Here is a 25500-nt window from a genome sequence, read left to right as displayed (position 1 = left end):
ACCGCGGCCGCGGGGCCGATCACCGCCGCAGAACGCAGAGCTCGCACAGCACGTCCCGGCCACGCCGTGGTGGCCCGGTCGTGCGCCGGCGCACGGGAGGCCGGTACCTGGCCAGCCCACCGGCCGGCCCGATGACGCTCAGCAGCAGGAGCAACGCGGCAAACGCGGCACCGTCTCCGTCCGCCGTGCGCGGGGGCGTCATGCACTGCGGATGGGCCGACTCGTGCGGCAGACCGCCGTCTTCGCAGTGATGGTCGAAGGGATGGCCGCTGTCGGGGGGAACCTGGTGGGACACCGGAGAATCAGACACCGTGGAATCGGGCGATGCGGCGTGGGCGTGCGCGTCGCCGCAGGGCAGTGCGTGCAGCAACAGGAAGACGGCCAGCAGGCCGCAGGCGCCGAGGAGATGGCCGAGCACGCGCACACGCTGCGCCCGCGGTTGACCTCTCACAGTTACCCCAACATACCGACGGCGGGGCCCGGTTACGAGGCGGGTGGCGAGTTTCACCCTGGCGGCGCCGGTGATGCTGGTGCGCACTGACGCGAATGGCCATTCTGGAGCGATGGGCGAATTCGACCGGCGTGCCTTCCTGGCGTGGCTCGGCAGTGGCGTGTTCGGGAGTGGCGTGTTCGGGGCGACGGTGCTTTCCGGTGGTCGGACGGCCGCGGCCGGGCTCACCGGGGTCACCGTGCTGACGCACGCGACGGTGATCGACGGGACGGGCGCACCACCGCGGCCGGACACCACCGTGGTGCTCTCCGGTGACCGGATCCTCGCGGTGGGACGGCCGCCGGAGACACCGGCGATGGCCGGGGTGCGCGTGCTGGACCTGACCGGCAGGTTCGTCATCCCCGGGCTGTGGGACCTGCACGCGCACGAGAGCACGCTCGAACGCACCTTCCCACCGATGCATCTGGTGCACGGGGTCACCGGAATCCGGGAGATGCAAGGGTTTCCGGCCACCCACGAGGTACGGAGCCGGATCGAGAGCGGTGCACTCGACGGGCCGCGGATGGTGATCGCGAGCAACATCATCGACGGCCCGAACTCGCGGGTGCCGGGCAGCACGCGGGTCACCACCCCGGCCGAAGCACGGGCGGCGGTGCGCCAGGCGAGGCTGGAGCGGGCGGATTTCGTCAAGGTCTATTCGTTCTTCGAGCGCGAGGGGTACCTGGCCGTCGCGGAAGAGGCGAAGCGGCAGGGGATACCTTTCGCCGGCCACAACCCTTCCCTGTTCTCGGTGCAGGAGGTGGCCGACCGCGGGCAGCACTCCATCGAGCATATGTATGGCCTGCACCTGGCCACGTCCTCCCGGATGCCGGAGCTGTACCGGCAGATCGCGGCCATGTCGGGGGATCCGGCGGACCCGGGCTGGTGGGGCGCGCGGGTGCCGTTCCTGGAACGCGAGGCGGTTGCCACCTACAGCCCGCGATGCGCGCGCGAGCTCGCCGGGCGGATGCTCGCCCGCGGCACCTGGCACGTGCCCACGCTCGCCGTCGAGAGCACCTTCTCCCGCCCGCCCGCGCAGTTGCCCGACGACCCGCGGCTGCGGGAGCTGATGGAGCGTTACCTGCCCCGGCCGGTCCGCGAGCAGTGGCTGGCGATCGCGCGGGCCTGGCCGCCGTGGTCGCCGGAACGAGCCGCACAGGAGCGGGCGTACTTCGAGGCCAAGCTCGAACTGGTCGGAGACCTCGCCGCGGCCGGCGCGAATCTCGGCACCGGCACGGACAGCGGCTACGCCTTCGTGTTCCCCGGCATCGCCCTGCACGACGAGCTGGAACTGCTGGTGCGCGCCGGGCTCTCCCCGCTGCGCGCGTTGCAGGCGGCGACCATGGACGCCGCGCGCTGCGCCTGGCAGGAGCCGGGGGCGGGCACGGTCACCGCCGGCGGGCGCGCCGATCTGGTGGTGCTCGACGCCGACCCGCTGGCCGATATCCGCAACAGCCGCCGGATCCACGCGGTGGTCGCGGGCGGTCGCTACCTCGGTCCGCCGGAGCGGCGGCGGATCTTCGCCGCGATCGAACAGGCCGCCGGGGAAGGTTGACTTTCGTGGGGGTGGGCGGTCGCCTTTAGCCGGAGGTCATGGGCGGCGGTATTTCCTACGGTTCTGTCATGCACAGAACGAAGTTGCTTCCGGTCGCGGTCGTCGCCGGCCTGCTGTCCCTGACCGCTCCCGCTGCCGTCGCGGCGCCGTCGCCGTCCGCACTCGACCCCGCCCTGCTGAACCGCATGCTGGACGAGCTGAAGGCGGCCGGCGCCCCGGCGGTACTCGCCGAAGCCAGGGCGGGCAAGGAGGTCTGGTCGGCCGCGCGGGGAAACCGCGAGCCGGGACGGGCCGACCCGGCGAGGCCGACCGACCGCGTCCGGATCGCCAGCCTCACCAAGAGCATGGTGTCCACCGTGACCCTCCAGCTGACCGGGGAGGGCAGGCTGGGCCTGGACGACCCGATCGAGCGCTACCTGCCCGGCCTGCTGCCCTACGAAGAGACCATCACCATCCGCCAGCTGCTCGGTCACACCAGCGGCCTCACCGACTACATCCGGGAGGACATCTACCCGTCGATCGACAAGGGCTCGGCCGAGGACGTCCGGAACAACCGGTACCGCGAGTTCACCCCGGAACAGATCGTCGGCATGGTCGCCGCCCGGCCGCTGCTGTTCAAGCCGGGCAAGGGATTCAGCTACTCCAACGCGAACTACGTGCTGATCGGCATGCTGATCGAAAAGCTGACCGGGCACTCCGTGGAGAGCGAGCTGGAGCACCGGATCTTCCGGCCGGTGGGCATGCGGGCCTCGTACCTGCCCCGCTGGAGCCCGCACATCCGCGGCGCCCACCCCAGGGGCAACTACGCCACCGGCGACCCGGCCGAACCCCTGCTGGACACCAGCGACCTGTCACCGACCCAGTTCTGGTCGGCCGCCGCGGTGATCTCCACTCCTGGCGACGTCAACAAGTTCTACCGGGCGATGCTCGACGGCACCCTGCTGCCGCCCCCGTTGCTGGCCGAAGCCAAGAAGTTCAGCACGAACTGGGCGGGGATGTACGGGCTCGGGCTGCTCGGCATGCCCACTCCGTCCAGCTGCACTTCGGTGCCCGGCGGCGTGGCCTACGGGCATACCGGTGGCGGGCTCGGGTACACCACCTACGCGTTCAGTTCCGCGGACGGCAGCCGCCAGGTCGCCTTCACCTACACGCTCGACTCCACTTTGGACACCGCGATGGCGGACCGGCTCGGCGAAGCGGGCACCAGGCTGGGGCTGGCCGCGATGTGCTCGACCTGAGACCTCAGCTCCTGGCCCTGGCGGCCTCGATGCCGTCCAGCAGCGTGGTGAGCCCGATCTGGAAGGTCGACCGGGCCGCGTTCTCCAGGTAGGGCGTGTCCTTGTCGTCCGGCGGGGGCGGGGGAGTGTCGTTGAGGCGGGCCACCATGGGGTACCGCTCGGTGAAGTCGGGGGCGACCTCTTCCAGCAGCGGGGACCGGGTGAACCACCACTCTTCGTCGGAGAGCCCGGTCTCCGCCGCGGCCTGCCGCGCTTCCGCGATCGACTGGGCGGCCCCGCGCACGAAGTGGAACAGCGTGCCGACCATGCCGCGCACCACCGGAGACGGCAGGCCGGTGCGGAACAGGATGCGCAGCACCGTGTCCAGCACGACGAACTCGTTCGGCCCCAGCACCGGCCGCGCCTGCGAGAGTTGCAGCACCCACGGGTGCCGGAGGTAGAACTCCAGGGTGTCCTCGGCCCAGGCGGCGAGGGTGGGCCGCCAGTCTGCCCGCTGCCGATAGCCGGTGGGCAGCTCGGCCAGCGCCCGGTCGTACATCAGGTCGACCAGCTCGCTCTTGTTCGGCACGTAGGTGTAGAGCGCCATCGCGGTGCGCCCGAGCCGTTCGCCGACCGCGCGCATGGACAGCCCGGCCATGCCGTCCGCGTCCGCCACCGCGATCCCGGCGTCCACGATCTGGTCCACGCTCAGCCCCGGCTTGGGGCCGGGACCGGGCCGCGAGACTTCCTCAGTTCCCTCGCCGCGCCACAACAGGGCCATCGAGCGGCGGGCGTCGCCTTGTCCGGCAAAGACCACCACTTGATACTCCTTACGGTGTACAGTAATCTCACCGAGTCATCACTTTACAATGTAAGGATATCAGGTATGGGCTCTCATCCTGCCATCGCCGACGCCCTCGGCCAGCGCTCCGCTGCGGACAGTCACGATGTGATCCAGGTTCGCGGCGCCAGGGAGAACAACCTGACCGACGTCTCCCTCGACATCCCCAAACGCCGCCTAACGGTGTTCACCGGCGTTTCCGGCTCCGGCAAGTCCTCGCTGGTGTTCGGCACCATCGCCGCGGAGTCGCAGCGGCTGATCAACGAGACCTACACCGCGTTCATCCAGTCCTTCATGCCGAGCCTTGGCAGACCCGACGTGGACGCGCTGCACAACCTGAGCGCGGCGATCATCGTCGACCAGGAGCGGATGGGGGCCAACTCCCGCTCCACGGTCGGCACCGCGACCGACGCGCTCACCATGCTCCGGATCGTGTTCAGCCGGCTCGGCGAACCGCACGTCGGCACGTCCACCGCCTTCAGCTTCAACAGCACCGAGGGCATGTGCCCGGAGTGCGAGGGCATCGGCCGGGTCTCCGCGATCGATGTCGACGAACTGGTGAACAGGGAACTTTCGCTCAACGAGGGCGCGATCACGGTGCCCAACTTCGCCCCGGACTCGTGGTACTGGAAGGGCCTGGCCGAATCCGGGCTGTATCCCGCCGATGTCAAGCTGAAGGACTTCACCCCGGAGCAGTGGCAGGACTTCCTCTACAAGCCCGCCACCAAGATGAAGCTCGGCGGGATGAACACCAACTACGAAGGACTCGTGGTGAAGGTGCAGCGGCTCTTCCTCGCCAAGGAACGCGAGTCGATGCAGCCCCACGTCCGGACGTTCGTGGACAGGGCGGTGGCGTTCACCGGCTGCAAGTCCTGCGACGGCACCAGGCTCAACCCCGCCGCACTGTCGGCCAGGATCTACGGGCACAACATCGCCGACTGCGCGGCCATGCAGATCAGTGATCTCGCTGCGTTCGTGCGGGAAATCGAACGGGACTCCGACGGTTCGGTGGCTCCGCTGCTCAGCACCCTGCGCGACACGCTGGACTCGCTGGTCGAGATCGGCCTCGGCTACCTGAGCTTGAACCGCGAGTCCGGCACGCTGTCCGGCGGCGAGGCGCAGCGGGTGAAGATGGTCCGGCACCTCGGTTCCAGCCTGACCGACGTCACCTACGTGTTCGACGAACCGACCGTCGGCCTGCACCCGCACGACATCCGGCGGATGAACAACCTGCTGCTTCGCCTGCGGGACAAGGGGAACACCGTGCTCGTGGTGGAGCACAAGCCCGAGGTGATCGAGATCGCCGACCACGTGGTCGACCTCGGTCCCGGTGCGGGGCCGGCCGGAGGAGAGATCTGCTTCACCGGTGACGTGGCCGGCCTGCGGGAGTCCGGCACGCTCACCGGTCGGCACCTGGGGCACCGGGCGCGGCTGCGCGAACAAGTCCGGGAGCCGTACGGAAAGCTGTCGATCACCGGAGCCGACCGGCACAACCTCAAGAACGTGGATGTGGACATCCCGCTCGGGGTGCTGACCGTGGTCACCGGGGTCGCCGGGTCGGGCAAGAGCTCGCTGATCCACGGCTCGTTGCCCCGGTCTTCGGAGGTCGTGGTGGTCGACCAGTCCGCGATCCGCGGTTCGCGCCGCAGCAACCCGGCCACCTACACCGGGCTGCTCGACGCGATCCGGGCCGCCTTCGCCAAGGCCAACGGGGTCAAGGCCGCGTTGTTCAGCGCGAACTCGGAAGGCGCCTGCCAGAACTGCAAGGGCATCGGGCTGGTCTACACCGACCTGGCGATGATGGCCGGGGTGGCGTCGGTGTGCGAGCAGTGCGAGGGCAGGCGGTTCACCGCCGAGGTGCTCACCCACAAGCTGCGGGGCAAGGACATCAGCGAGGTGCTGGCGATGTCGGTGACCGAGGCCCGCGAGTTCTTCGCCGGCAGCAAGGCGGCACGGGCCATCCTGGATCGCCTCGCCGACGTCGGCCTCGGCTACCTCGGGCTCGGCCAGCCGCTCACCACCCTGTCCGGTGGCGAACGGCAGCGGCTCAAGCTGGCCATCCGGATGGCCGAAAAAGCGACAACCTACGTGCTGGACGAGCCGACCACCGGACTGCACCTGGCGGACGTGGACCAGTTGCTGGCCCTGCTGGACCGGCTCGTCGACGACGGCAACACGGTCATCGTGATCGAGCACCACCAGGCGGTGATGGCGCACGCGGACTGGCTGATCGACCTCGGCCCCGGCGCCGGGCAGGACGGTGGCCAGGTGGTGTTCACCGGCACTCCGGCCGCGCTGATCGACAGCGGGGACTCGCTCACCGCGCAGCATCTGCGCGAGTATCTGGGCTAGGCGGGTTCCTCGTAGGTGATGTCGTAGCGGGCGGCGATCCGGTTGATCTTGACCGGATCGAACCTGCCGCCGGTGGTGACCGCCGGGCCGGCTTCGATCAGGTCTTCGACGTAGTGCTCCCAGCCGCCGGGCACCGACAGCTGCAGCACCCTTGGCGGTTTTTCGGACAGCGGCCGAAGCGCGTGCGGAACGCCACGGGGGAGCAGGGTGAACATGCCGGCGGTCGCGGTGTACTCGCGGCCGGCGAACTCGATGCCGAGCTCGCCGTCGAGCACGTAGATGGCCTCGTCGGCCCGGTGGTGCACGTGCCGGGGGATCTCGCGGGCCAGGGTCACCTCCAGTAGCGAGAACCTGTCCTCGGTGTCCTGACTGGTCGCCTTGATCGAGAACGCGGGTGGGACGCGGATACGGCCGGGCCGCGCCTCACCAGCGGCCAGCAGCAGGAACCGATTTTCCGACATGAGCTACTCCTTGAGTTAAACGGAACGGACTCCGTTTCGTTTAATCATGATCCGCGGGGCTCGTGCCTGTCAAGGAGGCGGTCAGCGGCTCGTATGCTGATCGGAGAAACGGAGTCGATTTCCAGGTAGGGGAAGGTGGTGCCGTGGCCGGCCCAGCGAGCCGCAAGCCGCGGGCGGACGCCGAGCGCAACCGGGCGAAGGTGCTGGAGGCGGCCCGCGTGCTGTTCGCCGAACGCGGTGACGAGGTGCAGCTGCCCGAGGTCGCCCGCGCGGCAGGCGTCGGTGTCGGTACCGTCTACCGGCACTTCCCGACCAGGCAGGACCTCGTCGAGGCCACCGCCGAGCACCGGTTCGAGCAGATCCTGGACTACGCGTGGACCGTCTGCCGGGACAGCGTCGGCCGGGGCGACGGGGTCGAAAGGTACCTGCGGTACGTCGGCAAGGTGCTCGACGACGACCGCGGCCTGTCCGCGTCCATCGAAGCCATCCGGGGAGCGCCGGGCAGCGCGCCGAAGGGCCGCTCACGGGAGCAACTCGAGGAGGCGGTCGGCGTACTGATCGAACAGGGGCGGACGGCGGGCACCCTGCGAGACGACCTCACCGTGTCCGATGTGTACATGCTCGTCGGCTGCGTCTCCACGGCCATCCGGGCCGGCAGCGGCGACTGGCGCCGGCTGGTCGACCTGGCCCTCGACGGCGTTCGCCCGCGGCCGGCCGCTCCCACCGGGAGATAATGGGCGAATGGGTGTTCCGCTGCGTTCATGGGCGGCCGCGGTGCACGGCGATGGCCCGCGCTGGTCGGTCTACCGGGAGTTCCCGCCGGATCCGGCGACGGCCGCGGCGGTGGCCTGCGGCTGGCACGGCCGCGCGGGCTGGGCCCGGTCGCTGCGGGTGCTGCCCGACGGATGCGTCGATCTGGTCTGGAACGGCCGTGACCTCGGCGTGGTGAGCACGGCGGGGGAACCGCTGCGGATGTGGTTGCCCGCGTCGGCCGGCACGGTGGGCCTGCGGCTGCGCTGCGGGGCGGCGGGCTCGCTGCTGGGGCGGCCGATGTCCGAGCTGTCGTCCGGGACGACCCCGCTTCGCGAGCTTTGGGGTCAGCTGGCTCGGCGGGCGGAGGACGTGCTCGTTTCGTGCCCGACTCCGGCGTCGGCGCGTGCGGTGCTCGAAGAACTGGTCGCGCTGCGGCTGCGCGCCGGTTTCGTGCCCGATCGTTCGGCGCTCCGCGCGGTGCGAGGACTCGGCGCGCTGAAGGGGTCCGCGGTCCGGATGGTCGGATTCGCCGACACACTCGGCGTCAGCGAACGCAGTCTGCGGCGTCACCTGCGGCACGAGGTGGGCTGCGGCCCGAAACGGCTGCACCAGCTCCTGCGCTTTCACCGGTTTCTTGGCCGGTTGCGGCCGCTCGCGGACGGCCGGACGGCACTGGCCGTGGTGGCCGCCGAACTCGGTTATGCCGACCAGTCCCATCTCGGCCGTGAGTGCCGCCGATTCTCCGGCTCGTCTCCCGGCGGACTGGTCCGGGCCTGGCGGCGGCACGACGGGCTGGCCGAAAAGTTCCAGACCGCTCCTGACGGCTGAGCGAGGATCGGACCGGCCATTCGACCGAACCAGGGAGCGCCGGTGAGCACCGATACCCATTCCTTCCGCACCAGGATCGCGGTGCGCAGCGACGACCTCGACATCAACGGGCATGTGCGCGGCCCGGCCTATCTCACCTACGCGGATCACGCCCGCTGGGAATGTCTGTGGGCCGCGGGTGTCGAACCGGCGCGGCTGGCCGAGCAGGACATCGGGCCGGTCAACCTGGAGACCACCATCCGGTACCACCGCGAGCTGCTGGCCGGCGGCGAGGTGGAGGTGCTGAGCACTTTTCGCTGGGGCAGCGGCAAAACCTCCCAGGTCGTGCAGGAGCTTCGGTCGCCGGACGGCACGTTGGTCGCCGAGGTGGAAAGCGTGTCCGGGCTGCTCGACCTGACCAGGCGGCGGCTCGTGCCCGACCCCGGCCGGTACTGGCGTGCGCTGGCGAGCCGGCCGGAACTGCTCGGCCTGTCCTGAAGGCTGGCCTGCCCGGTACGGCCGGGCGAGGATGAGCGCATGCGGTTGTCGGTGGCGGTCCGGCCCCCGGCCGGGATCGTCCGCGTTCTCGGCGAACTGCCCCGCACCCCGACGCCCGGGGTGAGTTGGGCGGATCCGGCGCAATGGCTGGTGAAGTTGCGCCCGCTGGGGCACGTCCCGGAGCGGCTGTTCGCCCCGCTGGCCGATGCGTTGGCGGCCGAGCTCGCCGGTGCGGCACCGGTGACCTGCGGGCTGGGCCCGGCGACCCGCCGTCTCGGCGGTCAGTGGCTCGGTGCGCCGGTGACCGGCTTGGAGGAGCTGGCCGCGGCGGTGTTCGAGGCGACGGCGGGGCTGGTGCCGGTCACGCACCCGCAGCCGTTCCAGGCCGACGTCGTGCTGGCCAGGGGCCGGGTTCCGGCCTCGCTCGCGGGCGAACCGGTGGCCGGCGAATGGGTGGCGGACACCGTGCTGCTGGTCGCCGACCGCTCGGCGCCCGGCCGTCCGCTGTTCGAAGACCTCGCCACGATCCGCCTGACGGAGGAACCGCGCGACGCCTAGGCCGTTGGGCCGTCTTGTTCGTCGATGATGCCGTTTTCGTAGGCGCGCAGCGTGTCGACGAACATCTGTCGTTGTTCCGGGGTCAGCGGCCCGAGCGCGTTGCCCCAGGCGACCGCGCCCCGCGCCAGCCATTCGTCGATGGCGGGCCGGTGCTCGGCCGAGATGCTCACGATCCGCCGCCGCCGGTCGGCCTCGTCCTCCTGCCGCTCGAGAATCCCCTTACGGCTCAGTTCGCCGACCATCAGGCTCACCGTGGCCGGTGCGACCTCCAGTCGGGCGGCCAGTTCGTTCACCGTCATCGGACCGTCGAAGAGCAGGTAGGACAGCAGCGACAGATGCCGCGGGGCCAGCGAGAGCGACTGGAGCTGGTCCGGGATCCGGATCCGCTTCACCCGCCCGACCATGCGCGGCATGAGCAGCAGCAGGGCCCGGATCGCGTCGTCCACGCCAAGGCCGGACCCGGCCGGCTCCCGGCCGTCAGTTGACACGCGCAGCACTCCCATCTAGCTTCTATCTCAAAGTAGCTTTGCTAGCAAAGCTACTTTGCCTCGATGCAGGATCAGGAGTCTCCCTTGAACCAAGAGCAACTGCCAACTGCGGAAAACTTCAACCAGGGCGTCGTGCGCGAGTTCCGCGCCAACGGTGGGGTGGTCGGCGGCATGTTCGCCGGTGTCCCGCTGGCGCTGCTCACCACGGCCGGCGCGAAAACCGGGCGGCCACGGACCAATCCCGCCGTCCAGCTGCGCGACGGCGACCGCATCCTGGTCTTCGCGTCCAACGCCGGCCAGGCGAACAACCCAGGGTGGTACCACAACCTGCTGGCCAACCCGCAAGTCACGCTGGAGATCGGGGAAGGCGGCACGGTCCGGACCTATGCGACCCGCGCGGTGCCGCTCGAAGGCGAGGAGCGCGACAAGTTCTACGGGCTGCAGGCGGAGCTCGACCCCGCGTTTCACGCGTATCAGGCCGGCACGGCCCGAAGAATCCCTGTGGTGGCGCTGTATCCGCTGGACCTCGCCGCGGATCCGGCGCGAAGCAGGGCGATCGGCGAACAGCTGGCCCGTCACCACAACGACCTCCGGCGTGAACTCGGCGCGCTCCGCACGGAGATCGAGAACCTGCTTTCCGGCCGTCCGCGCTCGCCAGGCACGGAGCCCGCACTGGCCGCGCTGCGCCAGGAGATGTTCGGCCACTGCCTCACTTTCTGCGACAACCTGCAGCTGCACCACATTCGCGAGGACGGCGCGTTCACCGCGTTCGAGTCGCGGTTTCCCCGGCTCACTCCGGCGGTGGACAAACTCCGCCAGGAGCACCGGGTGGTGACGGAGGCACTGGCCCGTCTTCGCACGCTCGCGGAGAACGCCGCCACCGCCGCCGGTGCCACCGAGATCGCCGAACTTCGCGATGAGCTGGCGCTGCTGACCGCCGGCCTGGAAGACCATTTCGCTTATGAAGAAGCGCAACTGGTTCCCGTGCTGGACGCGTCAGGTGAGTGAGGTCGGCGAAGGCTTCCCGTTCAGCCGCGGGACGAGATCTGCTGCACGCCCCAGGAGTTGCCGTCCGGGTCGCTGAAGAAGACGAACCCCACGTTGTCGAGTTCGTTCGCCTGCGGGCGCGGGTTTTCGCCGATGACCTGCACGTCGCTGACTTCCACCCCGCGCCCGGCGAGCTCGGCGTGTGCCGCGCGCACGTCCGGCACCACGAGCTGCAGGCCCTTGATCGCACCGGGCTGCATGCCCGGCACGACATCCTTCCCGATCACGATCGAGCAGCCCGACCCCGGCGGGGTCAGCTGGACGGCCCGCTTCCCGTCGCCCATGTCGACGTCGTGGTCCACGGTGAAACCGACCTGGTCGGCGTAGAACGCCTTGGCGCGGTCCACGTCGGACACCGGCACGATCACGACTTCGAGGGTCCAGTTCACGGTTCTCTCCCTGTCTGGCTGAGGGTCTGCGCTGAGACCTTCAGCCTGGCATGAAAGCCCGTGCCTGTCCGCGATTCGCCTGGTCGTGCCGGTGGTCGGAAAATCCGACGGCTACACCATGGTGGGAACGGAGGGGTAGCTCTGGACCTTGAAGGCGCCGCGCACGACGGCCTCTTTGTACAGTGCCGCCATCCGCCCGGTGAGTACCGCTTCGACGGGACTGTCGTCGGCACGGACGAACTGGATGAGCGCGTCGCGCCGGCCGAGGCTGATGCACTGGTTGAAGTACCGGAAGTGCAACGGCTTCGGTTCCCGCCCAGCCAGCCTGGCGACGATCGCGCCGACGGCCTGCTGCGCGGACGGCAATCCGGTCGCACAGGCCATCCGCAGCTCCTGACCATCCGATTTGCGCGCGGCGGCCGCGTCCCCGACCCCGTAGACGTCCGGATGGGACACCGAGCGCAGTGTCTCGTCCACGATCATCCGGCCGTGCTCGTCCACCGCGAACCCGGCTTCGCGGGCCAGGTCCGGGACGGTGAACCCGGTGGTCCAGACGACGGTGTCGGCGGCGAAATGCTCGCCGCCGTTCAGCAGCACCCCGTCCGCGCGGACCTCGGTGACCTTGGCCTGCTCGCGGATCTCGATGCCGAGACGGCCGAAGGTGCGCCGCAGGTGCCGCCGTCCGCGCTGGGAAAGGGTGGCGCCCAGCTCCCCGCTGGTCACCAGCCGGACCTTGAGCCCGGGATGGGACTCGGCCAGTTCGGTGGCCGCCTCGATACCGGTGAGCCCGCCGCCGACCACGGCCACGACGGAGCTCTCCCGCAACCGTTCCCGCAGTCGCGCCGACTGCTCGGCGCCGGCCACGGTGTACGCGTGCTCGGCCACGCCGGGCGTGGACTCCAGATCGGCCCGGCTGCCCGGCGCGTAGATCAGCGTGTCGTAGGCGATCGGCTCCGCACTGCCGGCCAGCTGGATCAGCCGCTGCTCGGGGTCGATCCCGGTCGCCCGGTCGACGATCAGCCGCACGCCCTTGAGCATGGCTTCGATCGGGCGATCCGGCAGCTGCTGTCCCGACGCCAGCTGGTGCAGCCGCACCCGCTCGACGAACCGATCGCTCGCGTTGACCAGTGTCACCTTCGTCTTCAGCCGCTTGGCCGCCAGGTTCGCCGCGAGCGTGCCCGAGTAGCCGGCGCCGAGGACCACGATGTGAGGTGTCATGTCGTTCTCCCTTCCTGATATTTGAACCGGCGACCGGGTCCGGTCGTGACAGTGCACCCCGGTGACCGTGCTCACAGCTTCATGGGCAGAACGCCACGTTGATCAACCGCTCGTTTGAGCAGCCAACTTCGATCGCGTTAGGCCGACCGGGCGAGTGGTGCGGCTCTTTCTCCGGAAAATCCCAGTAAAAGCACTAGTAATTTTGCTCATACGAGCATTTTCTGACAAAGCCGGGTTGTTGTTACTTTCCCAGCGAGTTAGCGTCCCAGGCCGTTGGAAGATAACGGAATTAGCCCAGTTGCTGGAGTTGAGCACAGTGAAGATGAAAAGATTCGCGGCCACCAGCGGATTGCTCGCCCTGACGCTGACCGCGGCCATGACCACTGCCCAGCCTGCCGGCGCGGAGACGGCCGGAGCTGAGCATTGCGCGCTGAACTCGGCCTCCGGGGAACAGGCTTGTTTCGCCACCTTCACCGAGGCCGTCACGTACGCCTCCCATGGGCGGTTCACCGCCGCCGGTGACGTCATCCAAGGCACTTTTTTCGACAATCGCGATTACGGCGGCGACTCGCTCACCATCTGGGGACCGAAGCCGTGCGTGAAGGACGGCAAGGTCAACTGGCAGCACGATCTCGAGGACGGCTGGAAGAACCGGATCTCCTCGGCCCAAGCCTGGGGCAACTGCTGGCTCTGGCTGTACCCGGAACCGAACCTCGGCGGCGAACGCGACGGTCCGTTCAAGGAGAACGCCGCGTGGGTCGGCGAAATGCTCGACGACCGCACCCAGTCCATCGGCTTCAGCTGAGTCCCGCCCAGGGCTTCCCTGGGTTGCTTGAGTTTTGATCGGAGGAGGAATCATGTCCAAGCGAGTTCTCGGTGCCGTCGGATCGGCGGTCCTCTGCGCTTCCGTGCTCAGCCTCGCGGCGCCTTCCGCGCAGGCCGCGGACGGCCCGACCGGGCGCGAGTTGCTGGACAAGTGCGACCAGGGCACCGACAGCTGCGTGTTCCACCCGGCCGGGCCGCCGGAGCTCTTTCTCGGCGACGTCCACCAGGTCGGCGACACCAGCTACAACTGCACCGGTGACCTTCAGCGGTCCACCATCAAATGGTCGGAGACCACCGGTGAGTCCAACAGTTTCGGGGTTTCGCTGACCGCGGAGTACGGCTTTTCGGAAGTCTTCAAGGTGTCCATCCAGACGTCGTACGAGCACACCTGGGAGACCTCGAGCACGTTCGGCCAGGACGAGAACGTCGATGTCCGCCCTGGCGAGAAGGGCTGGGTGGAGCGGTCCACCGAGATGTACCGGACCAAGGGCCAGTACGAGATGCACTTCCCGGACCGGTTCTACGACCATTACATCTGGTACCAGGACTTTGAAGCGGTCGGCCCGAAGGCCGACGCGTCTGGCACCATCACCAAGAAGACCGCGCCGATGACGCAGGAGGAACGCTCCGCGCACTGCGGCTGAGCCGCTTGTCCACAGTGGACCGGGTGCCTGGACCACGTCCGGGCACCCGGCCGCGCGGGGTCAGGACTTCGCGGCGATCCGGGCGCGGACCTCGGGGCGCCGCAGCGGCGGCACGGTGGCCGGTGGCTTGCGGCGGGCCGGCAGCTCGCCGAGCAGCCGGGTGGTGACCTCGGCGATCTCCGCGACCGCCGCCTCGAACGGTTCGCGGGTCGCGTCGGACAGGGTCTGCACCCCGGTGACCTTCCGGACGTACTGACGGGCGGCGGCCTCGATCTCCTCCGCCGTCGCCGCGGGCTCCAGGCCACGAAGGGCCGTGATGTTTCGGCACATGCCGTTCACGATACGGGGCGGGACCGACAATCAGCAGCCCTCGAGTCCGTGCCCCGGCGTTCCTGTTGCCGTGGCGCGATTTCGACGATGTCGTCATAACGGACCCAGCTGCGCCTTTCCCTTGCCGGGTGGACGGCCACGAGTGGCAGCCAGACGGTGCCGGTGGCCGGGTCGGTCTCCCCGGCGCCGTCGACAATGCCGTGGCGTACCTCCGGCCGGCCGGTCTCGGGATGGACCGCGCGGTAGGTCACGCGCCATTCGCCATGAAATACCGCGACCACTCGTTGTGGTGCGGGTGCCTCATTGCGTACGTACTTGGCGTCGTCGAGCATGCTTTTCCCGTCGCCACACCTCGGTGCACTGGGTGCTGGATCAATTGAGGGGCACCGGGGGCTGGGGCGCGGCGTCAAGGCTAAAACATCAGGCCGTTTTCTACCTGATGGTAACGCCAGATGGAGTAATGATATGACTTCAGCCGTCGAGCAGGCCGAGATCCGGCGGCACCAGCGTGGTGGACAGCAGCAGTTCCTTGATCAGGTTGTCGTTGAGCGCGTTGCCGACCGGCTCGCCCACCTCGTCACGGGTGAGTCCGGAGACCCCGTCGCGGGACATCCTGGTGCGAATGGAGACGACCAGGTGCTCCACCCGCTTCGGCGTCCAGCCGGTCTCCGGCCGCAGCTCGGCCAGCTGCGTGGCGGCCTGCCGCCAGGTCAGCGGCTGAGGCCTTGCCTCGTGCAGCAGGTAGCGCTGGCCGAGCACGGTGAGCACCAGCCGCTCGTCCGGGGTCAGCCGCCAGGTCCGCGGAGGCTGGGTGACGTCGCGGTGCCGGGAGCTGGGCCGCACCCCGCCGGCACCGGTCACATACAGCTCGAGCAGGTGCTCGCGGCCGCTGGAGCCGCGGACGAACAGCGGGGTGTAGCCCTCCAACAGCGGCACCGGTTCCTCGGTGCCGAACAGCCAGCGCGACTCCGGCAGCCGGATCGGCAGCCGTCCCGTGTTGCGCAGCCACCACTGCCCCGACTGGTGGGTCACCGCGCCGTGCTGCCGGCTGACCCGGCGGTCGTCCTCGCCGACGCAGACGTGCACTTCCGGCCGGTTGCGGCCGAAGAGGATGGTGCGTCCCTCGCTCGCCTTGATGTCGATGCCGCCCGTCATCGCGAGCGCGAAGAGCCGGCTCGCGGTCGAGGGGGGCACGCCGTGCGCAAGACTCTGATGGGACGCTTCGAGCGTCCGGTCATCTCGTACCGACGTTCTGTCGTCCACACCGGCCTCCCTCTGAATCGTCCTGGCACCGCGTGCCCCAAGCCGATTGTGCGCCAAGGTGCCCGGGACCCCTCCCGGGTTCAGAGGGGCGGAAGCGCGCCCGCCGCGGCCTTGGCCAGGTCGGTGGCCAGCGTGCACCGCCATTCGCTCGGCTGCGGACCGCTGACCACCAGGAACGCCAGCTCGACCGCACGTTTGCCGTCGTCGTCGGTGTAGGGCCGGTGGACGATCCTGGCGACACAGGTGTCGTCGCCGTCGCCCTCCGGCTCGATGAACGCGTCCCGCCCGGCGAGCCGCATCGGACGGCCGTCCGATGCGGTCAGCGGCTGATGCCGGTCGAACCGCAGCTTGACCGAGACGTCGCTGGTGGTGCTGCTCCAGCCGCAGTCCCAGCCGCCGAACCCGATGTCCGGATGGTTGGCGTCGACCCCGGGGATCTTCGCCAGCGCGGTGTTGTCGAGTAATCCGCACGCGTTCGCGTTGGCCAGCGAACGAGGGTCGATCGGCACGGTCCGGCGCGGGACGGTGCCCCGGCCGAGCACGGCGAGCGCGCCATCGGTGGCGGCGTCGGCCATTCTGCAGAGGTCGGCCGGGCCGTCCTTGTTCTGCTGGGCGGTCACCACCACCCTGTTCTGGTCGCCGAGCAGCACGGTCCGCTCGCATTCGCCGTCGCTTTCCGCCTCCCGCCGGACCTCCAGCGGCCGGGACTCGCCCGGGATCGGTGCGGTGACCGGCTCGAACTGCATCTCTACGTCGACCTCGGACTTCTCGCCGGACGTCACCACCAGGTCGCAGCGGTCGAAGTTGCCGTAGTCGGTCTCCAGCTCGAGCTCGCCGAACGGCGCCAGCGCGGCCTGGTCGAGCAGCGCGCAGGGGTCGGCGGTGTGCGTGTCGCCGACCGCGGCGACCGGTTTCGGCAGATCGGCAGAGGCGGACGGCCCCGGCTGGTCGGTCGGCGAGTCCGTTGGCAGCACGACCCACAGCAGCGCGAGCGCCGTCGCAACGAGCCCGGCCGCGGCGAAGACGGCGCGACATCGGCCGCGTGCACGCCTGTCGGGTTTTCCGACCGGACCGGGAATCGGCCCGGTGCCGCCGTCGCGCACGATCTGTTCCAGCAGACGGCGGGTCTCGGCGGCGTCCGGCCGCTTCGCCGGGTCGCGTCTGAGCAGTGCGGTGAGCACCGGGGTCAGCGCGCCGGACCGGCGCATCGGCGCGATTTCGCCGGCGGCCGCCTTGCGCAGGATCGCCAGCGGGTTCTCGGAGTCCCCGAACGGGGAGCCGCCTTCCACCGCCGCATACAGGCTGGCGCCGAGCGAGAACATGTCCGAAGCCGGATGCGGCTCACCGCCGTCGGCTACCTCCGGCGACAGGTAGGCCGGGGTGCCGGCGGCAGCCCCGCCTTCGGTCAGCGTGAGCTCGCCCCACACCGCCCGCGAGATGCCGAAGTCGGCCAGTTTGGCCAGGCCGTCCTCGGTGACCAGGATGTTGCCCGGTTTGACGTCGCGGTGCACCACCCCGCGCGCGTGCACGGCCTCCAGCGCGTCGGCGATCTGCACGCCGATACCGGCCGCTTCGGGCACGGGTAGGTGGCCGCGCTCGTCGAGGGTCTCGGCCAGGCTCCGCGAGGGGAGGTACTCCATCACCAGCCAGCGGGCGCCCGCCTCGACCACCACGTCGTGCACGGTGATCACATGCGGATGCTGCAGGCCGGCGGCGATCCTGGCTTCGCGCCGCATGCCGCGGTCCTCCGGCTCCGGAGCATCGCCACGGGCGTACTTCACCGCGACCACCCGGTGAAGCTCCTCGTCGTAGGCCCGCCAGACCTCGCCCATACCGCCCGAGCCCACCGGCTCCCGCAGGCGGTAGCGGTCCGCGATCAGCTGACCAGCCCGCACGACTTTCTCCTCACCACAGCCGGAATCGGAGGCGACCAGGGAGAGTAAACCGTACTGCATTCGGCGCACCGGCTCACCCGGTCCGGGGAACCTGAACGGAGGCAGCTCGGTGGCCGGACTGCCGGTACGCGGGGCTCAGGCCGAGACCGCCACTGTGTCCTGCCGGGCGTCCTGCCGGGCGGGTGGCCGAGGTGGGCGCAGGTGGCGGCGCCAGCGCTGGGTCGGCTCCTCGACCAGCACCCAGGAGAGCACCCCGCAGAGGTAGGCCACCGGTACCGCACAGGCGGTCAGCAGCCACGGGTCGCGCACCCCGGCCGCGACGATCAACTGCTGGACCAGGAACCCCCAGAGGTACATGCCGTAACTGCCCGCCATCCACCGTCTGCCCACGACCCACTTCGCCGGCCAGTTCCGCGCCATCGCGATGGCGCCGTAGGCGGCGACCGCCGGCATCATGAAGTACCGCGCCGGGGTCCAGTACAGCGCCAGCCAGAGGATCAGCAGCGCCGCCGCGGCCAGCGGGCTGAACGGCAGCCGGTCCCGCAACGCGTACAGCACCATGCCCAGCACGTAGGCCACCATGTACGCGACCAGTGACCCGACCACCACGGACATCCAGGCCACCGGTGCCAGCGTCTTCAACACGAAAGCCCCGTCGAGCACCATCAGCCCGGCCAGCAGCGGCAGCAGCACCACCAGACGCGCCACGCCGAGCGCGACCAGCAGGCCGATAGTCAGCACGATCAGGTAGCCGACGACCTCCATCGGCAGGGTCCACAGCGACCCGTTGACCGCCGCCGGGTACGGATTGTCCTCGAACACCCCGGGCAGCACGTGCTGCAGCAGGAAGAGCACGAAGGTGCCGACCAGGTACTGCCAGGTATCCCGGCTGGTCAGGTAGTCGCCCAGTGACCAGGTGGTCAGCAGCGGGCCGAGGACGAGCACCGTGATCAGCAGCAGGACCAGCAGTGGTGGCAGCAGGCGCAGCAACCGGCGGGCGGCGAACCGCCACCAGCACGGGTCACGATCCCAGCTGCCGCTGATCTGGTAGCCGCTCATCGCGAAGATCGCCAGCAGCACCAGGCGGCCCAGCGGGAAGGCATTGCCCTCGTCGCCCTCGTGCGTGTTCCGGGTCAGCGCCGCACTGTGATCGAGGATCACCAGCGCGGCACCGGCCAGCCGAAGCCAGCCGAAGCCCACGTTCACATCCGCATACCCCGGCCCCGCCCGTCCACCGCGGGACAATCCCCTCACACCCACCCCAGACACCTATCATCCGGTGGTCGGATTTTCGGACACCTCATGGTGAATTAGTCGGCAACGCCACATCTGTCACCCGGCCGCGGTGTGCCGCGGCCAGACCCACGTCGACTGTCATATCGCGTTCCCTCCCTGCCTCGCGGGCCCGGTGCCGCCCGCCGCCTCGGCAGAGCCTACCTCGGCAAACGGGTGACGGGGCCGCGCAGTAATACGTCACGTTATATCGAAGGCAAGGTGCTTCCGCACTCGAATGACAAGAAATAATCGGCCGTCAGGAGAATTTCTGGCCGGCTTGCGTGGTGTGTGACTTTCGGCCTAGCCTGCTTATCGGTTGGCTCCGGACGCTGATTTGTTGTCTGTTCTTGTTCATTCAATGAAGAAAGGACTGGGCGTGGCAGAAACCAAGTTGAAAACAGTTCGCCGCCAGTCGGCCAGAGCTGGAATTGTCGCCTCCATCGTAGCCATTCTGGTCGGCCTTTTCGGCGGCGGTATGGCGAACGCGGCGGAGAAGTCCCTGACTTTCAAGGGCGCCTTCCCGATCATCGGTGAGCAGTCGGTGACCGCTGTGGTGAAGGCCGAGATCCCGGCCACCGCCACCGGAGGGCAGGCCCTGTCGGTTCCGTTCACCCTCGACGTCGACGCCGGCGTGGCCGCCGGTGACGGCCTGCGGCTGGTGGGCGCCACCAAGATCTCCGGCAACATCAAGTCGTCGGTGACGATCAAGCTGGCCAGCGGTGACACCGTTCCGCTGCCGGTCGAACTGCCCATCCCGGAGACGCCGGTGCCGCCGGAGGGCGCGCTGACCTTCTCCGCGAGCGGCACCGTCGAGTTCACCGTCCCCGCCGGTACCCCGGCGGGCACCGCCACCACCAGTGTCGACCCGGAAGCGGTCTCCCACGTGGTGACCGACAGCGACCTCGGCGAGTTCGACGTGAACCTGGCCCTCGACCCGCCGGACCAGGACACCGTGCTCGGTACCACCGAGATCAGCTGATCCCAGCACCAGAGCAACCGTTCAGGGCGCACCGAAGCTGTTCGGTGCGCCCTGAATCCATGTCCGGCGCTATTGCTGCCCGGCGAACCGGGCCGGGGTGAGCGGGCGAAGGTCGGTCTTGGCGACGCCGGCGAACCGCCCTGGCCGGAAGTCGTCGAGCAGGGGGCTCGGCTCGCCGGTGAGGATTTCCCGCGTGGCCAGCCTGCCGAGCAGCGGCCCGAGGGTGATGCCGCTGTGCGTGCAGAGCGCGTACACGCGGTCGCCGGCCGAGCCGGCCACGGTGAGCCCGTCGGCGGGCATCGCGCGTTGGCCGACCCGCAGCGACGTCAGGCGCGCACCTGCGGCCCCGTCGACCAGATCGGTCAGCCGCGAGCACAGTTCGCCCGCCACCGGGCCGTCGGCAGGCGGCTCGATGGCGGGGTCGGCGCCGGCGTCGAGGTCGAGACCTTGGATGACCAGCCGTCCGCCGCCGTCGGGCCGGACGTTGAGCCGCGGTGTGGTGAGCACCGCCGGCACCCTGGCCGGCACCGGGGTGGTGTAGCCGAGAAATCCGACCGTGGCCGAGCCCGGCGCGTCGGGATCGGCGACCGGTATCGCCAGGCCGGCCATGGCCGCGGTCCGCTCGGTCCAGCGGCCGGTGGCGAGCACCACCCGGTCGAAGTCCGCGGTGTCGCCGGTGGACAGTCCGAGCCGGACCGAACCGGGGCGTTCTTCGATGTCGAGAATTTCGACAGGGCAGCGCAGTTCCGCGCCGTGGTCGCGTGCTTCGCCCCAGAGCCGGGCCAGCAGCGGCACCGGCAGCACGTAACCTTCCTGCGGGTAGTAGGCGATCTCCACGTCGCCGGGCACCCGAAGGTCCGGCACCAGCAGGCGGGCCCGGTCCGCGGTGATCCACCTGACCGGATAGCCGCGGTCGCGCAGCATGTCGGTGGCTTCGCGCAGCCGCTTCGTACCCGCTTCGTCGGCGGCCCATTCCAGGTTCCCGCTGGGGAAGAAGCACTGCCGCGCGGGGGCGTCGTCCAGCAGCGCGTAGTGCTCGGCGATGCCGGCCACGTTGAGCTCGTGGTAGCTCAACGGGTTCTTCTGATGCGAGTTCACCCAGGCGAACGAGGTGCCGGTGGTGCCAGCCGCGGGCGTGGCACGCTCGAACACGGTCACCCTGGCACCGGCGGTCGCCAGCGACCTGGCCACGCTCGCGCCGAGCTCGCCGAGCCCGACTACTGCGATGTTCACACTTTCTCCTTGCTGTCGGACGGTTCCGGTGCGGTCGAAGACGTCGCGGCGCCGCTGGTGACGCCGAAGACGAGCAGCACCACGGCCGATATCCCGATGCCGTAGACGGCGTAGGGCACCGTGGTGCCGGCGAGTTGGGCCACCGCGCAGCCGCCGATCCCCGCCACCATGCTGCTCAACGCCGCCACCGGACGCAGGGCGAATCGCTTGCGCAGCACGAAGCCGAGGAAGATCGGCGCGGCGAGCGCGGCGGCGGAGTAGGCGTAGCTGGCCACCAGCCAGCCCAGCGCGCTGGGGAACGCGATGGCCAGCACCGCGGCGAGGATGGCCACCCCCACGGTGAACAGCCGCGAAAGCGAAACCGTCGCCCGGTCGCCGCGTCGCCCGCCGAACACGTTCTGGTAGAGGTCACGGGTCATGTTCGCGACCACGGACTGCAGCGCCGCGCCGGTGGTGGAGATGATGGTGGCCACCAGGAACGCGCCGAACAGGATCAGCAGCGCCGTCGGCAACTGGGTGATCAGCCAGCCCGCCGCCTGCTCCGGCCCGGCCAGGTCCGGTTTCATCGCCCGCACGGCGAGGCCGATGCAGCCCGCGTAGACGCCCGAGATCAGGATGGTGGCCCCGGACAGCACCAGGCCGCGGCGGGCGTCGCCGACCTTCTTGGTGGCGAACACGCGCTGGTAGTACAGCTGGTTGGTCAGGGTGCCCGGCACGATCGCGGCCACCCACAGCCAGATCTGCTCGCCACCGACCGCGGTCAGCCCGCCGGTGCTCCACAACCGTTCCGGGACGCGGGAGGTGATCCCGCCCCAGCCGCCAGCCAGGTAGATCGCGTAGCCGGCGATGACCAGCGACATCACGATCTTGAAGATGCCGAACACGAAGTCGGTCCAGGCCACCGAGGTCAGCCCGCCGGGCAGCACGAAGATCAGTGAGCCCGCCATGATCGCGATCACCAGCACCGCCGCCGGGATGCCGGTGAGCTGGCCGAACAGCTTCGCGAACGCCACGAACTGGGTGGCCAGCCAGCCGAACGGCACGATCAGCGCGGCCAATCCGGCCACCGCGGTGACCGTCTTGTTCGCGCCGAACAGCCGGGTGAGGATGTCCGGCACCGTGGTGAACTTCTGCTCCCGCAGCCAGCGGGCGATCAGGGCGAGGCCGAGGAAGCCCACCAGCACACAGCCTTCGTAGACGAACACCGACCAGCCCGCCGAGTAGGCGATGCCGACGTGCGCGATGAGCACCCCGCCGCCGACGGCGGTGGCGAACTGGGTGATCACCACAACGGCCAGCGGCAGCGACTCCGGGGCGGCGAGCCAGTCCGCGGAGCTCTTGGCGCGGCGGCCGAAGTACATCGACAGCAGGGCGCCTATTCCGATGATGACCAGGCTGACCACGATGATCGCGATGATCTGTCCGGTCGAGTTCTTGGGCATGACGGACCCTCCGATGCGCAGCGGGGACCATCGCACGCATTCACCGGGGTGAAAGCGTGCGCTGGGATTGGCGGGCAGGTTGTCTTTCCGGCGCGGCCGCTTTTCAGGCGAACCGGGACGGGTCCAGGTGGCCGATGTCGTAGCCGGACTTGCCGTGGAACACCAGGTCGCCGGCGATTTCGCCGAGCACGGGGGCCAGTTTGAAACCGTGCCCGGAGAATCCGGTGAGGACGGTCGCGTTCGCGCTGCCCGGCAACGGGCCCACGATCGCGTGCTCGTCCGGGGTGAAGCCCTCGGCGTAGGTGCCGATCCGCACCGGATGCGGCACCAGTCCCGGCAGCAGGCGTTCGACCGCGGCCGATGCCGCCTTCGCGAAGGCGGGCTCCGCGCCGCGGGGGAGGTCGCCGGGGTCGTCCAGATCGGGCCAGCCGAGGTGGTGCGGAACGATCTTGACCGCGACCCCGTCCAGCACCGGGAAGCAGGAGAACCCGGCCTCGGCGTGCCGGCGCACCGCGATGGGCAGCCGGTCGGGGCGGTGCCCGGCGACGTCGCGGGCGGCGAACCAGCAGGCCGTGATGAGCCGGGCCTGCACGCTGATCTCCTTGCGCGGCAAGAGGGTCCGCGCCCAGGGCCCGGGACAGAGCAGCACGTGGTCGGTGTCGAACCGGTGGCCGTCCACGGTGATCCGCCAGCCCGTCGCGGTCTCCGCGAGCTCGTCCACCGGCTGGTAGGAGCGGATTTCCGCGCCGAGCGACTCGGCCGCGTCGAGCGCCGCCTGCACCGCGGGTTCCGGGCGCAACACCCCCGCGTTGGGGTCGAAAACGGCGATCTCGGCCCGGTCCATCCGGTGCTGGGGGAAAGTGCCGCCCGCCTGCGTGGAGTCGAGGATCCGGTGGGGGAGTTCGTGTTCCCGCGCGCAGCGCCGCACGGAGAGCAGGTCCGGATGCTCCGGCAGGCCGATGGTCAGGCCCCCGCACAAGGTGAGCAGCTCGCGGCCGGAGGTGGCCTCCAGCTCGCGCCAGAGCTCGCCGGCGCGGCGCAGCAGCGGGACGTACCCGCCGCCTTCCTTGTAGATGGTCCGGAAGATGCGCGATTCACCGGCCGAAGCGCCGCGGTCGTGACCCCGGCCGTACCGGTCGAACACGGTCACCCGCGCGCCACGCCCGGCCAGCTGCCAGGCGCTCATCGCGCCGATCACGCCGCCGCCGATGACGGCAACTCGGGGAGCGGAAGCGGCCATGGGAATTCCTATTCTGCGAGCACGGAATGTTCTATGTAGAAGTCCATCATTCCGGGGCGCAGGAAATACGCGCCCGATTCGGCTATTTCGCCGTTGGTGAGCCAGGTGAGTCGGCGTTGCCGGAGCACCGGCTGTCCCGGAGCGATGGCCAGCAGGTCGGCATGCCGCTTTTCCAGCAGCACGGGGTCCAGATACATTCTCGATTTGGCGACCGGTACGCCCTGTCTGGCGAAATAGGGCATCATCGTCAGGTTCACCAGGTCCTCGTCAAGCAGGCGCGGGGCGAGCGCGAACGGAACCGCGGTGAACTCCACGGCGATCGGGTTCTCGTCGACATCGAACTTCAGCCGGACGAGCTGGGTCACCGGCTGGTCGGCGCCGAGGCCGGGCAGTTCCACCTCGGCGTCGGAAGCCGGTATCACGGCCGCGGAATGCACCGCGTGCCTGCCCGGAATCTCCGGACCGGTCAGTTGCGGGTTGACGAAACGCAGCAGGTTTTCCTGCCGCACACCGTCGGCGACGAAGGTGCCGCGCCGTCGATGCCGTACCACCAGCCCGGCCTGGGCCAGTTCGTGCAGGACCCGCTGCGCGGTAGCGCGGCTGACTCCGTGCTGCTCCCGCAGCTCGGCCTCGGTGGGTAACCGCGTGCCGGGCGGCAGGTCCCCCGACCGGATCCGTTCCTCGAGTTCGGCGCGGATTCTCAGGTAGAGGGGTGGTGCCATCGAATTACGCTAGCAATAGCCTTATTGACCGGTCAATACCCTTGATGCGATCAGGAACCGGAGGACGTGGGGCGGCGGTGCATCAGCCGGAACCGGCTCCACATCATCTCGGCGCCTTCGATCGACGCGCTGGTGCGCTCCGGTTCGACGGCGGCGAGCTGGGTGACCACGGCCTGGACGAGCGCCATTCCCGTGGTGAGCGAGGGGAAGAAGGCGACTCCCTCGGCGGGCACGATCAGCACCTCCTCGGCCGCGGCGGTCAGCGCGGGGCTGGCCGCGTCGGTGATCGCGAAGACCCTGGCGCCCCGGCTGCGCGCCTCGTCCGCGGCCACCACGGTGCTCTCGTAGAGCCGCCAGAAACTGATCGCGATCAGCACGTCCTGTGCGCCGAGCTTGGCCACCGCGTTCGCCAGCTCGGCGGATCCGGTGGTCACCGACTGCACGTCGTAACCGGCCAGCCTGGCGTTGTGCGAGAACGCGATCCCGATCGACGCGTAGCTGCCGTCGGCCACCACCACCGTCCGGCGGCCAGCGGCGACCGCCTCCGCGACTGTCCGGATCACGCTGTCGTCGAAGCGTCGGTTGAGCAGGGCCAGGCTGTCGAGGTCGCGACGCAGTGATGCCGAGCCGGGCGAGCCGGCCTCGTGGTGTTCGGCCGCGACCTGCGGTGCGCTCAGCGAGGACAGGTACCGCGCCCGCAACTCCTGTTGCAAGGCGGGCCAGCCGGCGAAACCGAGTGCCTGCGCGGTCCTGGTCACGGTGGCGGTGTTGACCCCCGCGAGCTGGGCGAGCTCGGTGGCCGAACCGAACGACGCCCGCCGCGGCTGGGACAGCAGCACGTTGAGCACCGCGGCGGCTTTCGGCCGGAGGCCGCGGGCGGGGGTCCGGTCCCGCAGCCAGTCCTCGTAACCATCGTCCGCGCTGCCCGCTGTCACGCGCCCGCCCTCCTGCAGAATTTCGGTCACGGTAACGCACTGT

At 69.7% G+C, this 25500-nt stretch carries 27 protein-coding genes; 11 read left to right on the top strand and 16 right to left on the bottom strand.

What is annotated here, in order from left to right:
- Positions 1 to 19: 19 nt before the first annotated feature.
- Positions 20 to 418: a hypothetical protein gene (locus AMYNI_RS0107145; RefSeq protein ID WP_157357277.1), complete on the bottom strand. Its 399-nt coding sequence runs from the start codon at positions 416 to 418 to the stop codon at positions 20 to 22.
- A 145-nt stretch (positions 419 to 563) separates the two neighbouring features.
- On the opposite strand from AMYNI_RS0107145, the gene AMYNI_RS0107140 reads away from it, so the two are divergent.
- Both AMYNI_RS0107140 and AMYNI_RS43880 read left to right on the top strand, forming a co-directional pair.
- The gene (locus tag AMYNI_RS0107140) at positions 564 to 2045 is read left to right on the top strand and encodes an amidohydrolase family protein (protein ID WP_020667306.1); all 1482 of its coding nucleotides are present in this window, start codon (positions 564 to 566) and stop codon (positions 2043 to 2045) included.
- A gap of 68 nt (positions 2046 to 2113) precedes the next feature.
- Positions 2114 to 3283 carry a serine hydrolase domain-containing protein gene (locus AMYNI_RS43880; protein WP_169515713.1) on the top strand — a complete coding sequence of 390 codons (1170 nt, stop codon included), beginning with the start codon at positions 2114 to 2116 and terminating at the stop codon, positions 3281 to 3283.
- Between the two features lie 4 nt (positions 3284 to 3287).
- Here AMYNI_RS43880 and AMYNI_RS0107130 read toward each other — a convergent pair whose 3' ends face one another.
- Entirely contained in the window at positions 3288 to 4082 is a 795-nt protein-coding gene (locus AMYNI_RS0107130) for a TetR/AcrR family transcriptional regulator (RefSeq protein WP_020667304.1), read from the bottom strand.
- Positions 4083 to 4148: 66 nt separating this feature from the next.
- On the opposite strand from AMYNI_RS0107130, the gene AMYNI_RS0107125 reads away from it, so the two are divergent.
- Entirely contained in the window at positions 4149 to 6455 is a 2307-nt protein-coding gene (locus AMYNI_RS0107125; RefSeq protein ID WP_020667303.1) for an ATP-binding cassette domain-containing protein, read from the top strand.
- Here the strand turns inward: AMYNI_RS0107125 and AMYNI_RS0107120 are convergent.
- Entirely contained in the window at positions 6452 to 6916 is a 465-nt protein-coding gene (locus AMYNI_RS0107120; RefSeq protein WP_020667302.1) for a cupin domain-containing protein, read from the bottom strand. The two genes, AMYNI_RS0107125 and AMYNI_RS0107120, sit on opposite strands and share 4 nt — an antisense overlap.
- Positions 6917 to 7059: 143 nt before the next feature.
- Here AMYNI_RS0107120 and AMYNI_RS0107115 point away from each other — a divergent pair, with 143 nt between their 5' ends.
- From AMYNI_RS0107115 to AMYNI_RS0107100, 4 genes are read left to right on the top strand one after another with little or no spacing between them, the layout of a single operon-like run.
- Positions 7060 to 7650 (top strand): TetR/AcrR family transcriptional regulator, encoded by a 591-nt coding sequence (locus AMYNI_RS0107115; protein WP_020667301.1) that lies wholly within the window; start codon positions 7060 to 7062, stop codon positions 7648 to 7650.
- Between the two features lie 7 nt (positions 7651 to 7657).
- Positions 7658 to 8497 (top strand): helix-turn-helix domain-containing protein, encoded by an 840-nt coding sequence (locus tag AMYNI_RS0107110; protein WP_020667300.1) that lies wholly within the window; start codon positions 7658 to 7660, stop codon positions 8495 to 8497.
- Between the two features lie 42 nt (positions 8498 to 8539).
- Positions 8540 to 8974: an acyl-CoA thioesterase gene (locus AMYNI_RS0107105; RefSeq protein WP_020667299.1), complete on the top strand. Its 435-nt coding sequence runs from the start codon at positions 8540 to 8542 to the stop codon at positions 8972 to 8974.
- A 39-nt stretch (positions 8975 to 9013) separates the two neighbouring features.
- Positions 9014 to 9532 carry a 2'-5' RNA ligase family protein gene (locus AMYNI_RS0107100; RefSeq protein ID WP_020667298.1) on the top strand — a complete coding sequence of 173 codons (519 nt, stop codon included), beginning with the start codon at positions 9014 to 9016 and terminating at the stop codon, positions 9530 to 9532.
- On the opposite strand, the gene AMYNI_RS0107095 is transcribed toward AMYNI_RS0107100, so the two are convergent.
- A complete protein-coding gene (locus AMYNI_RS0107095; protein WP_245574152.1) occupies positions 9529 to 9945 on the bottom strand; it encodes a MarR family winged helix-turn-helix transcriptional regulator in 417 nt (138 codons plus the stop codon). The genes AMYNI_RS0107100 and AMYNI_RS0107095 overlap by 4 nt on opposite strands.
- Positions 9946 to 10104: 159 nt before the next feature.
- Here AMYNI_RS0107095 and AMYNI_RS0107090 point away from each other — a divergent pair, with 159 nt between their 5' ends.
- Positions 10105 to 11028: a nitroreductase/quinone reductase family protein gene (locus AMYNI_RS0107090; RefSeq protein WP_020667296.1), complete on the top strand. Its 924-nt coding sequence runs from the start codon at positions 10105 to 10107 to the stop codon at positions 11026 to 11028.
- 20 nt (positions 11029 to 11048) lie between these two features.
- On the opposite strand, the gene AMYNI_RS0107085 is transcribed toward AMYNI_RS0107090, so the two are convergent.
- The gene (locus AMYNI_RS0107085; RefSeq protein ID WP_020667295.1) at positions 11049 to 11456 is read right to left on the bottom strand and encodes a VOC family protein; all 408 of its coding nucleotides are present in this window, start codon (positions 11454 to 11456) and stop codon (positions 11049 to 11051) included.
- Between the two features lie 111 nt (positions 11457 to 11567).
- Entirely contained in the window at positions 11568 to 12674 is a 1107-nt protein-coding gene (locus AMYNI_RS0107080; protein WP_020667294.1) for an NAD(P)/FAD-dependent oxidoreductase, read from the bottom strand.
- Positions 12675 to 12996: 322 nt separating this feature from the next.
- On the opposite strand from AMYNI_RS0107080, the gene AMYNI_RS0107075 reads away from it, so the two are divergent.
- Both AMYNI_RS0107075 and AMYNI_RS0107070 read left to right on the top strand, forming a co-directional pair.
- Positions 12997 to 13479 carry a beta/gamma crystallin family protein gene (locus AMYNI_RS0107075; protein ID WP_157357276.1) on the top strand — a complete coding sequence of 161 codons (483 nt, stop codon included), beginning with the start codon at positions 12997 to 12999 and terminating at the stop codon, positions 13477 to 13479.
- A 52-nt stretch (positions 13480 to 13531) separates the two neighbouring features.
- Positions 13532 to 14143 (top strand): hypothetical protein, encoded by a 612-nt coding sequence (locus AMYNI_RS0107070; protein ID WP_020667292.1) that lies wholly within the window; start codon positions 13532 to 13534, stop codon positions 14141 to 14143.
- A gap of 60 nt (positions 14144 to 14203) precedes the next feature.
- On the opposite strand, the gene AMYNI_RS0107065 is transcribed toward AMYNI_RS0107070, so the two are convergent.
- From AMYNI_RS0107065 to AMYNI_RS43875, 5 genes are all read right to left on the bottom strand, one after another.
- Positions 14204 to 14473 carry a DUF2277 domain-containing protein gene (locus AMYNI_RS0107065; protein WP_020667291.1) on the bottom strand — a complete coding sequence of 90 codons (270 nt, stop codon included), beginning with the start codon at positions 14471 to 14473 and terminating at the stop codon, positions 14204 to 14206.
- A 5-nt stretch (positions 14474 to 14478) separates the two neighbouring features.
- Positions 14479 to 14805, bottom strand: a complete 327-nt coding sequence (locus tag AMYNI_RS48865) for a hypothetical protein (protein ID WP_157357275.1) — start codon at positions 14803 to 14805, stop codon at positions 14479 to 14481.
- Between the two features lie 139 nt (positions 14806 to 14944).
- On the bottom strand, positions 14945 to 15736 hold the full coding sequence (locus AMYNI_RS0107060) for a hypothetical protein (RefSeq protein WP_026360141.1): 792 nt from the start codon (positions 15734 to 15736) through the stop codon (positions 14945 to 14947).
- Positions 15737 to 15816: 80 nt separating this feature from the next.
- Entirely contained in the window at positions 15817 to 17631 is a 1815-nt protein-coding gene (locus AMYNI_RS0107055; protein ID WP_026360140.1) for a serine/threonine-protein kinase, read from the bottom strand.
- A gap of 135 nt (positions 17632 to 17766) precedes the next feature.
- The gene (locus tag AMYNI_RS43875; protein WP_020667288.1) at positions 17767 to 18837 is read right to left on the bottom strand and encodes an acyltransferase family protein; all 1071 of its coding nucleotides are present in this window, start codon (positions 18835 to 18837) and stop codon (positions 17767 to 17769) included.
- Positions 18838 to 19282: 445 nt separating this feature from the next.
- Between AMYNI_RS43875 and AMYNI_RS0107045 the strand changes: the two genes are divergently transcribed.
- The gene (locus AMYNI_RS0107045; RefSeq protein ID WP_026360139.1) at positions 19283 to 19885 is read left to right on the top strand and encodes a DUF6801 domain-containing protein; all 603 of its coding nucleotides are present in this window, start codon (positions 19283 to 19285) and stop codon (positions 19883 to 19885) included.
- Positions 19886 to 19954: 69 nt separating this feature from the next.
- Here the strand turns inward: AMYNI_RS0107045 and AMYNI_RS0107040 are convergent, their stop codons facing one another.
- The 5 genes from AMYNI_RS0107040 to AMYNI_RS0107020 all read right to left on the bottom strand — a co-directional run bounded on the left by AMYNI_RS0107040 (position 19955) and on the right by AMYNI_RS0107020 (position 25487).
- Positions 19955 to 21118 (bottom strand): NAD(P)/FAD-dependent oxidoreductase, encoded by a 1164-nt coding sequence (locus AMYNI_RS0107040; protein ID WP_020667286.1) that lies wholly within the window; start codon positions 21116 to 21118, stop codon positions 19955 to 19957.
- Positions 21115 to 22560, bottom strand: coding sequence for a sodium:solute symporter family protein (locus AMYNI_RS43870; RefSeq protein WP_020667285.1), 1446 nt, complete (start codon positions 22558 to 22560; stop codon positions 21115 to 21117). Before AMYNI_RS43870 ends, AMYNI_RS0107040 begins: the two co-directional genes overlap by 4 nt.
- Before the next feature lie 103 nt (positions 22561 to 22663).
- Entirely contained in the window at positions 22664 to 23800 is a 1137-nt protein-coding gene (gene solA, locus AMYNI_RS0107030) for an N-methyl-L-tryptophan oxidase (RefSeq protein ID WP_020667284.1), read from the bottom strand.
- An 8-nt stretch (positions 23801 to 23808) separates the two neighbouring features.
- Positions 23809 to 24522 carry a GntR family transcriptional regulator gene (locus tag AMYNI_RS0107025; protein ID WP_020667283.1) on the bottom strand — a complete coding sequence of 238 codons (714 nt, stop codon included), beginning with the start codon at positions 24520 to 24522 and terminating at the stop codon, positions 23809 to 23811.
- A gap of 50 nt (positions 24523 to 24572) precedes the next feature.
- Entirely contained in the window at positions 24573 to 25487 is a 915-nt protein-coding gene (locus tag AMYNI_RS0107020; RefSeq protein WP_245573888.1) for a MurR/RpiR family transcriptional regulator, read from the bottom strand.
- Positions 25488 to 25500 lie beyond the last annotated feature (13 nt).

It is taken from the genome of Amycolatopsis nigrescens CSC17Ta-90 (genome assembly GCF_000384315.1).
In the GTDB taxonomy this organism is placed as follows: domain Bacteria; phylum Actinomycetota; class Actinomycetes; order Mycobacteriales; family Pseudonocardiaceae; genus Amycolatopsis; species Amycolatopsis nigrescens.
This window is presented reverse-complemented; position numbering and strand designations above follow the sequence as displayed.

Excerpts from the sequence above, each read along its gene's own strand:
- AMYNI_RS0107025 (WP_020667283.1), bottom strand. The coding sequence starts at position 24,522 with ATGGCACCACCCCTCTACCTGAGAATCCGCGCCGAACTCGAGGAACGG.
- solA (WP_020667284.1), bottom strand. The coding sequence starts at position 23,800 with ATGGCCGCTTCCGCTCCCCGAGTTGCCGTCATCGGCGGCGGCGTGATC.
- AMYNI_RS0107140 (WP_020667306.1), top strand. The coding sequence starts at position 564 with ATGGGCGAATTCGACCGGCGTGCCTTCCTGGCGTGGCTCGGCAGTGGC.
- AMYNI_RS0107100 (WP_020667298.1), top strand. The coding sequence starts at position 9,014 with ATGCGGTTGTCGGTGGCGGTCCGGCCCCCGGCCGGGATCGTCCGCGTT.
- AMYNI_RS0107120 (WP_020667302.1), bottom strand. The coding sequence starts at position 6,916 with ATGTCGGAAAATCGGTTCCTGCTGCTGGCCGCTGGTGAGGCGCGGCCC.
- AMYNI_RS0107095 (WP_245574152.1), bottom strand. The coding sequence starts at position 9,945 with ATGCCGCGCATGGTCGGGCGGGTGAAGCGGATCCGGATCCCGGACCAG.
- AMYNI_RS43870 (WP_020667285.1), bottom strand. The coding sequence starts at position 22,560 with ATGCCCAAGAACTCGACCGGACAGATCATCGCGATCATCGTGGTCAGC.
- AMYNI_RS43880 (WP_169515713.1), top strand. The coding sequence starts at position 2,114 with ATGCACAGAACGAAGTTGCTTCCGGTCGCGGTCGTCGCCGGCCTGCTG.
- AMYNI_RS0107110 (WP_020667300.1), top strand. The coding sequence starts at position 7,658 with ATGGGTGTTCCGCTGCGTTCATGGGCGGCCGCGGTGCACGGCGATGGC.
- AMYNI_RS48865 (WP_157357275.1), bottom strand. The coding sequence starts at position 14,805 with ATGCTCGACGACGCCAAGTACGTACGCAATGAGGCACCCGCACCACAA.
- AMYNI_RS0107125 (WP_020667303.1), top strand. The coding sequence starts at position 4,149 with ATGGGCTCTCATCCTGCCATCGCCGACGCCCTCGGCCAGCGCTCCGCT.
- AMYNI_RS0107080 (WP_020667294.1), bottom strand. The coding sequence starts at position 12,674 with ATGACACCTCACATCGTGGTCCTCGGCGCCGGCTACTCGGGCACGCTC.
- AMYNI_RS0107075 (WP_157357276.1), top strand. The coding sequence starts at position 12,997 with ATGAAAAGATTCGCGGCCACCAGCGGATTGCTCGCCCTGACGCTGACC.
- AMYNI_RS0107070 (WP_020667292.1), top strand. The coding sequence starts at position 13,532 with ATGTCCAAGCGAGTTCTCGGTGCCGTCGGATCGGCGGTCCTCTGCGCT.
- AMYNI_RS0107065 (WP_020667291.1), bottom strand. The coding sequence starts at position 14,473 with ATGTGCCGAAACATCACGGCCCTTCGTGGCCTGGAGCCCGCGGCGACG.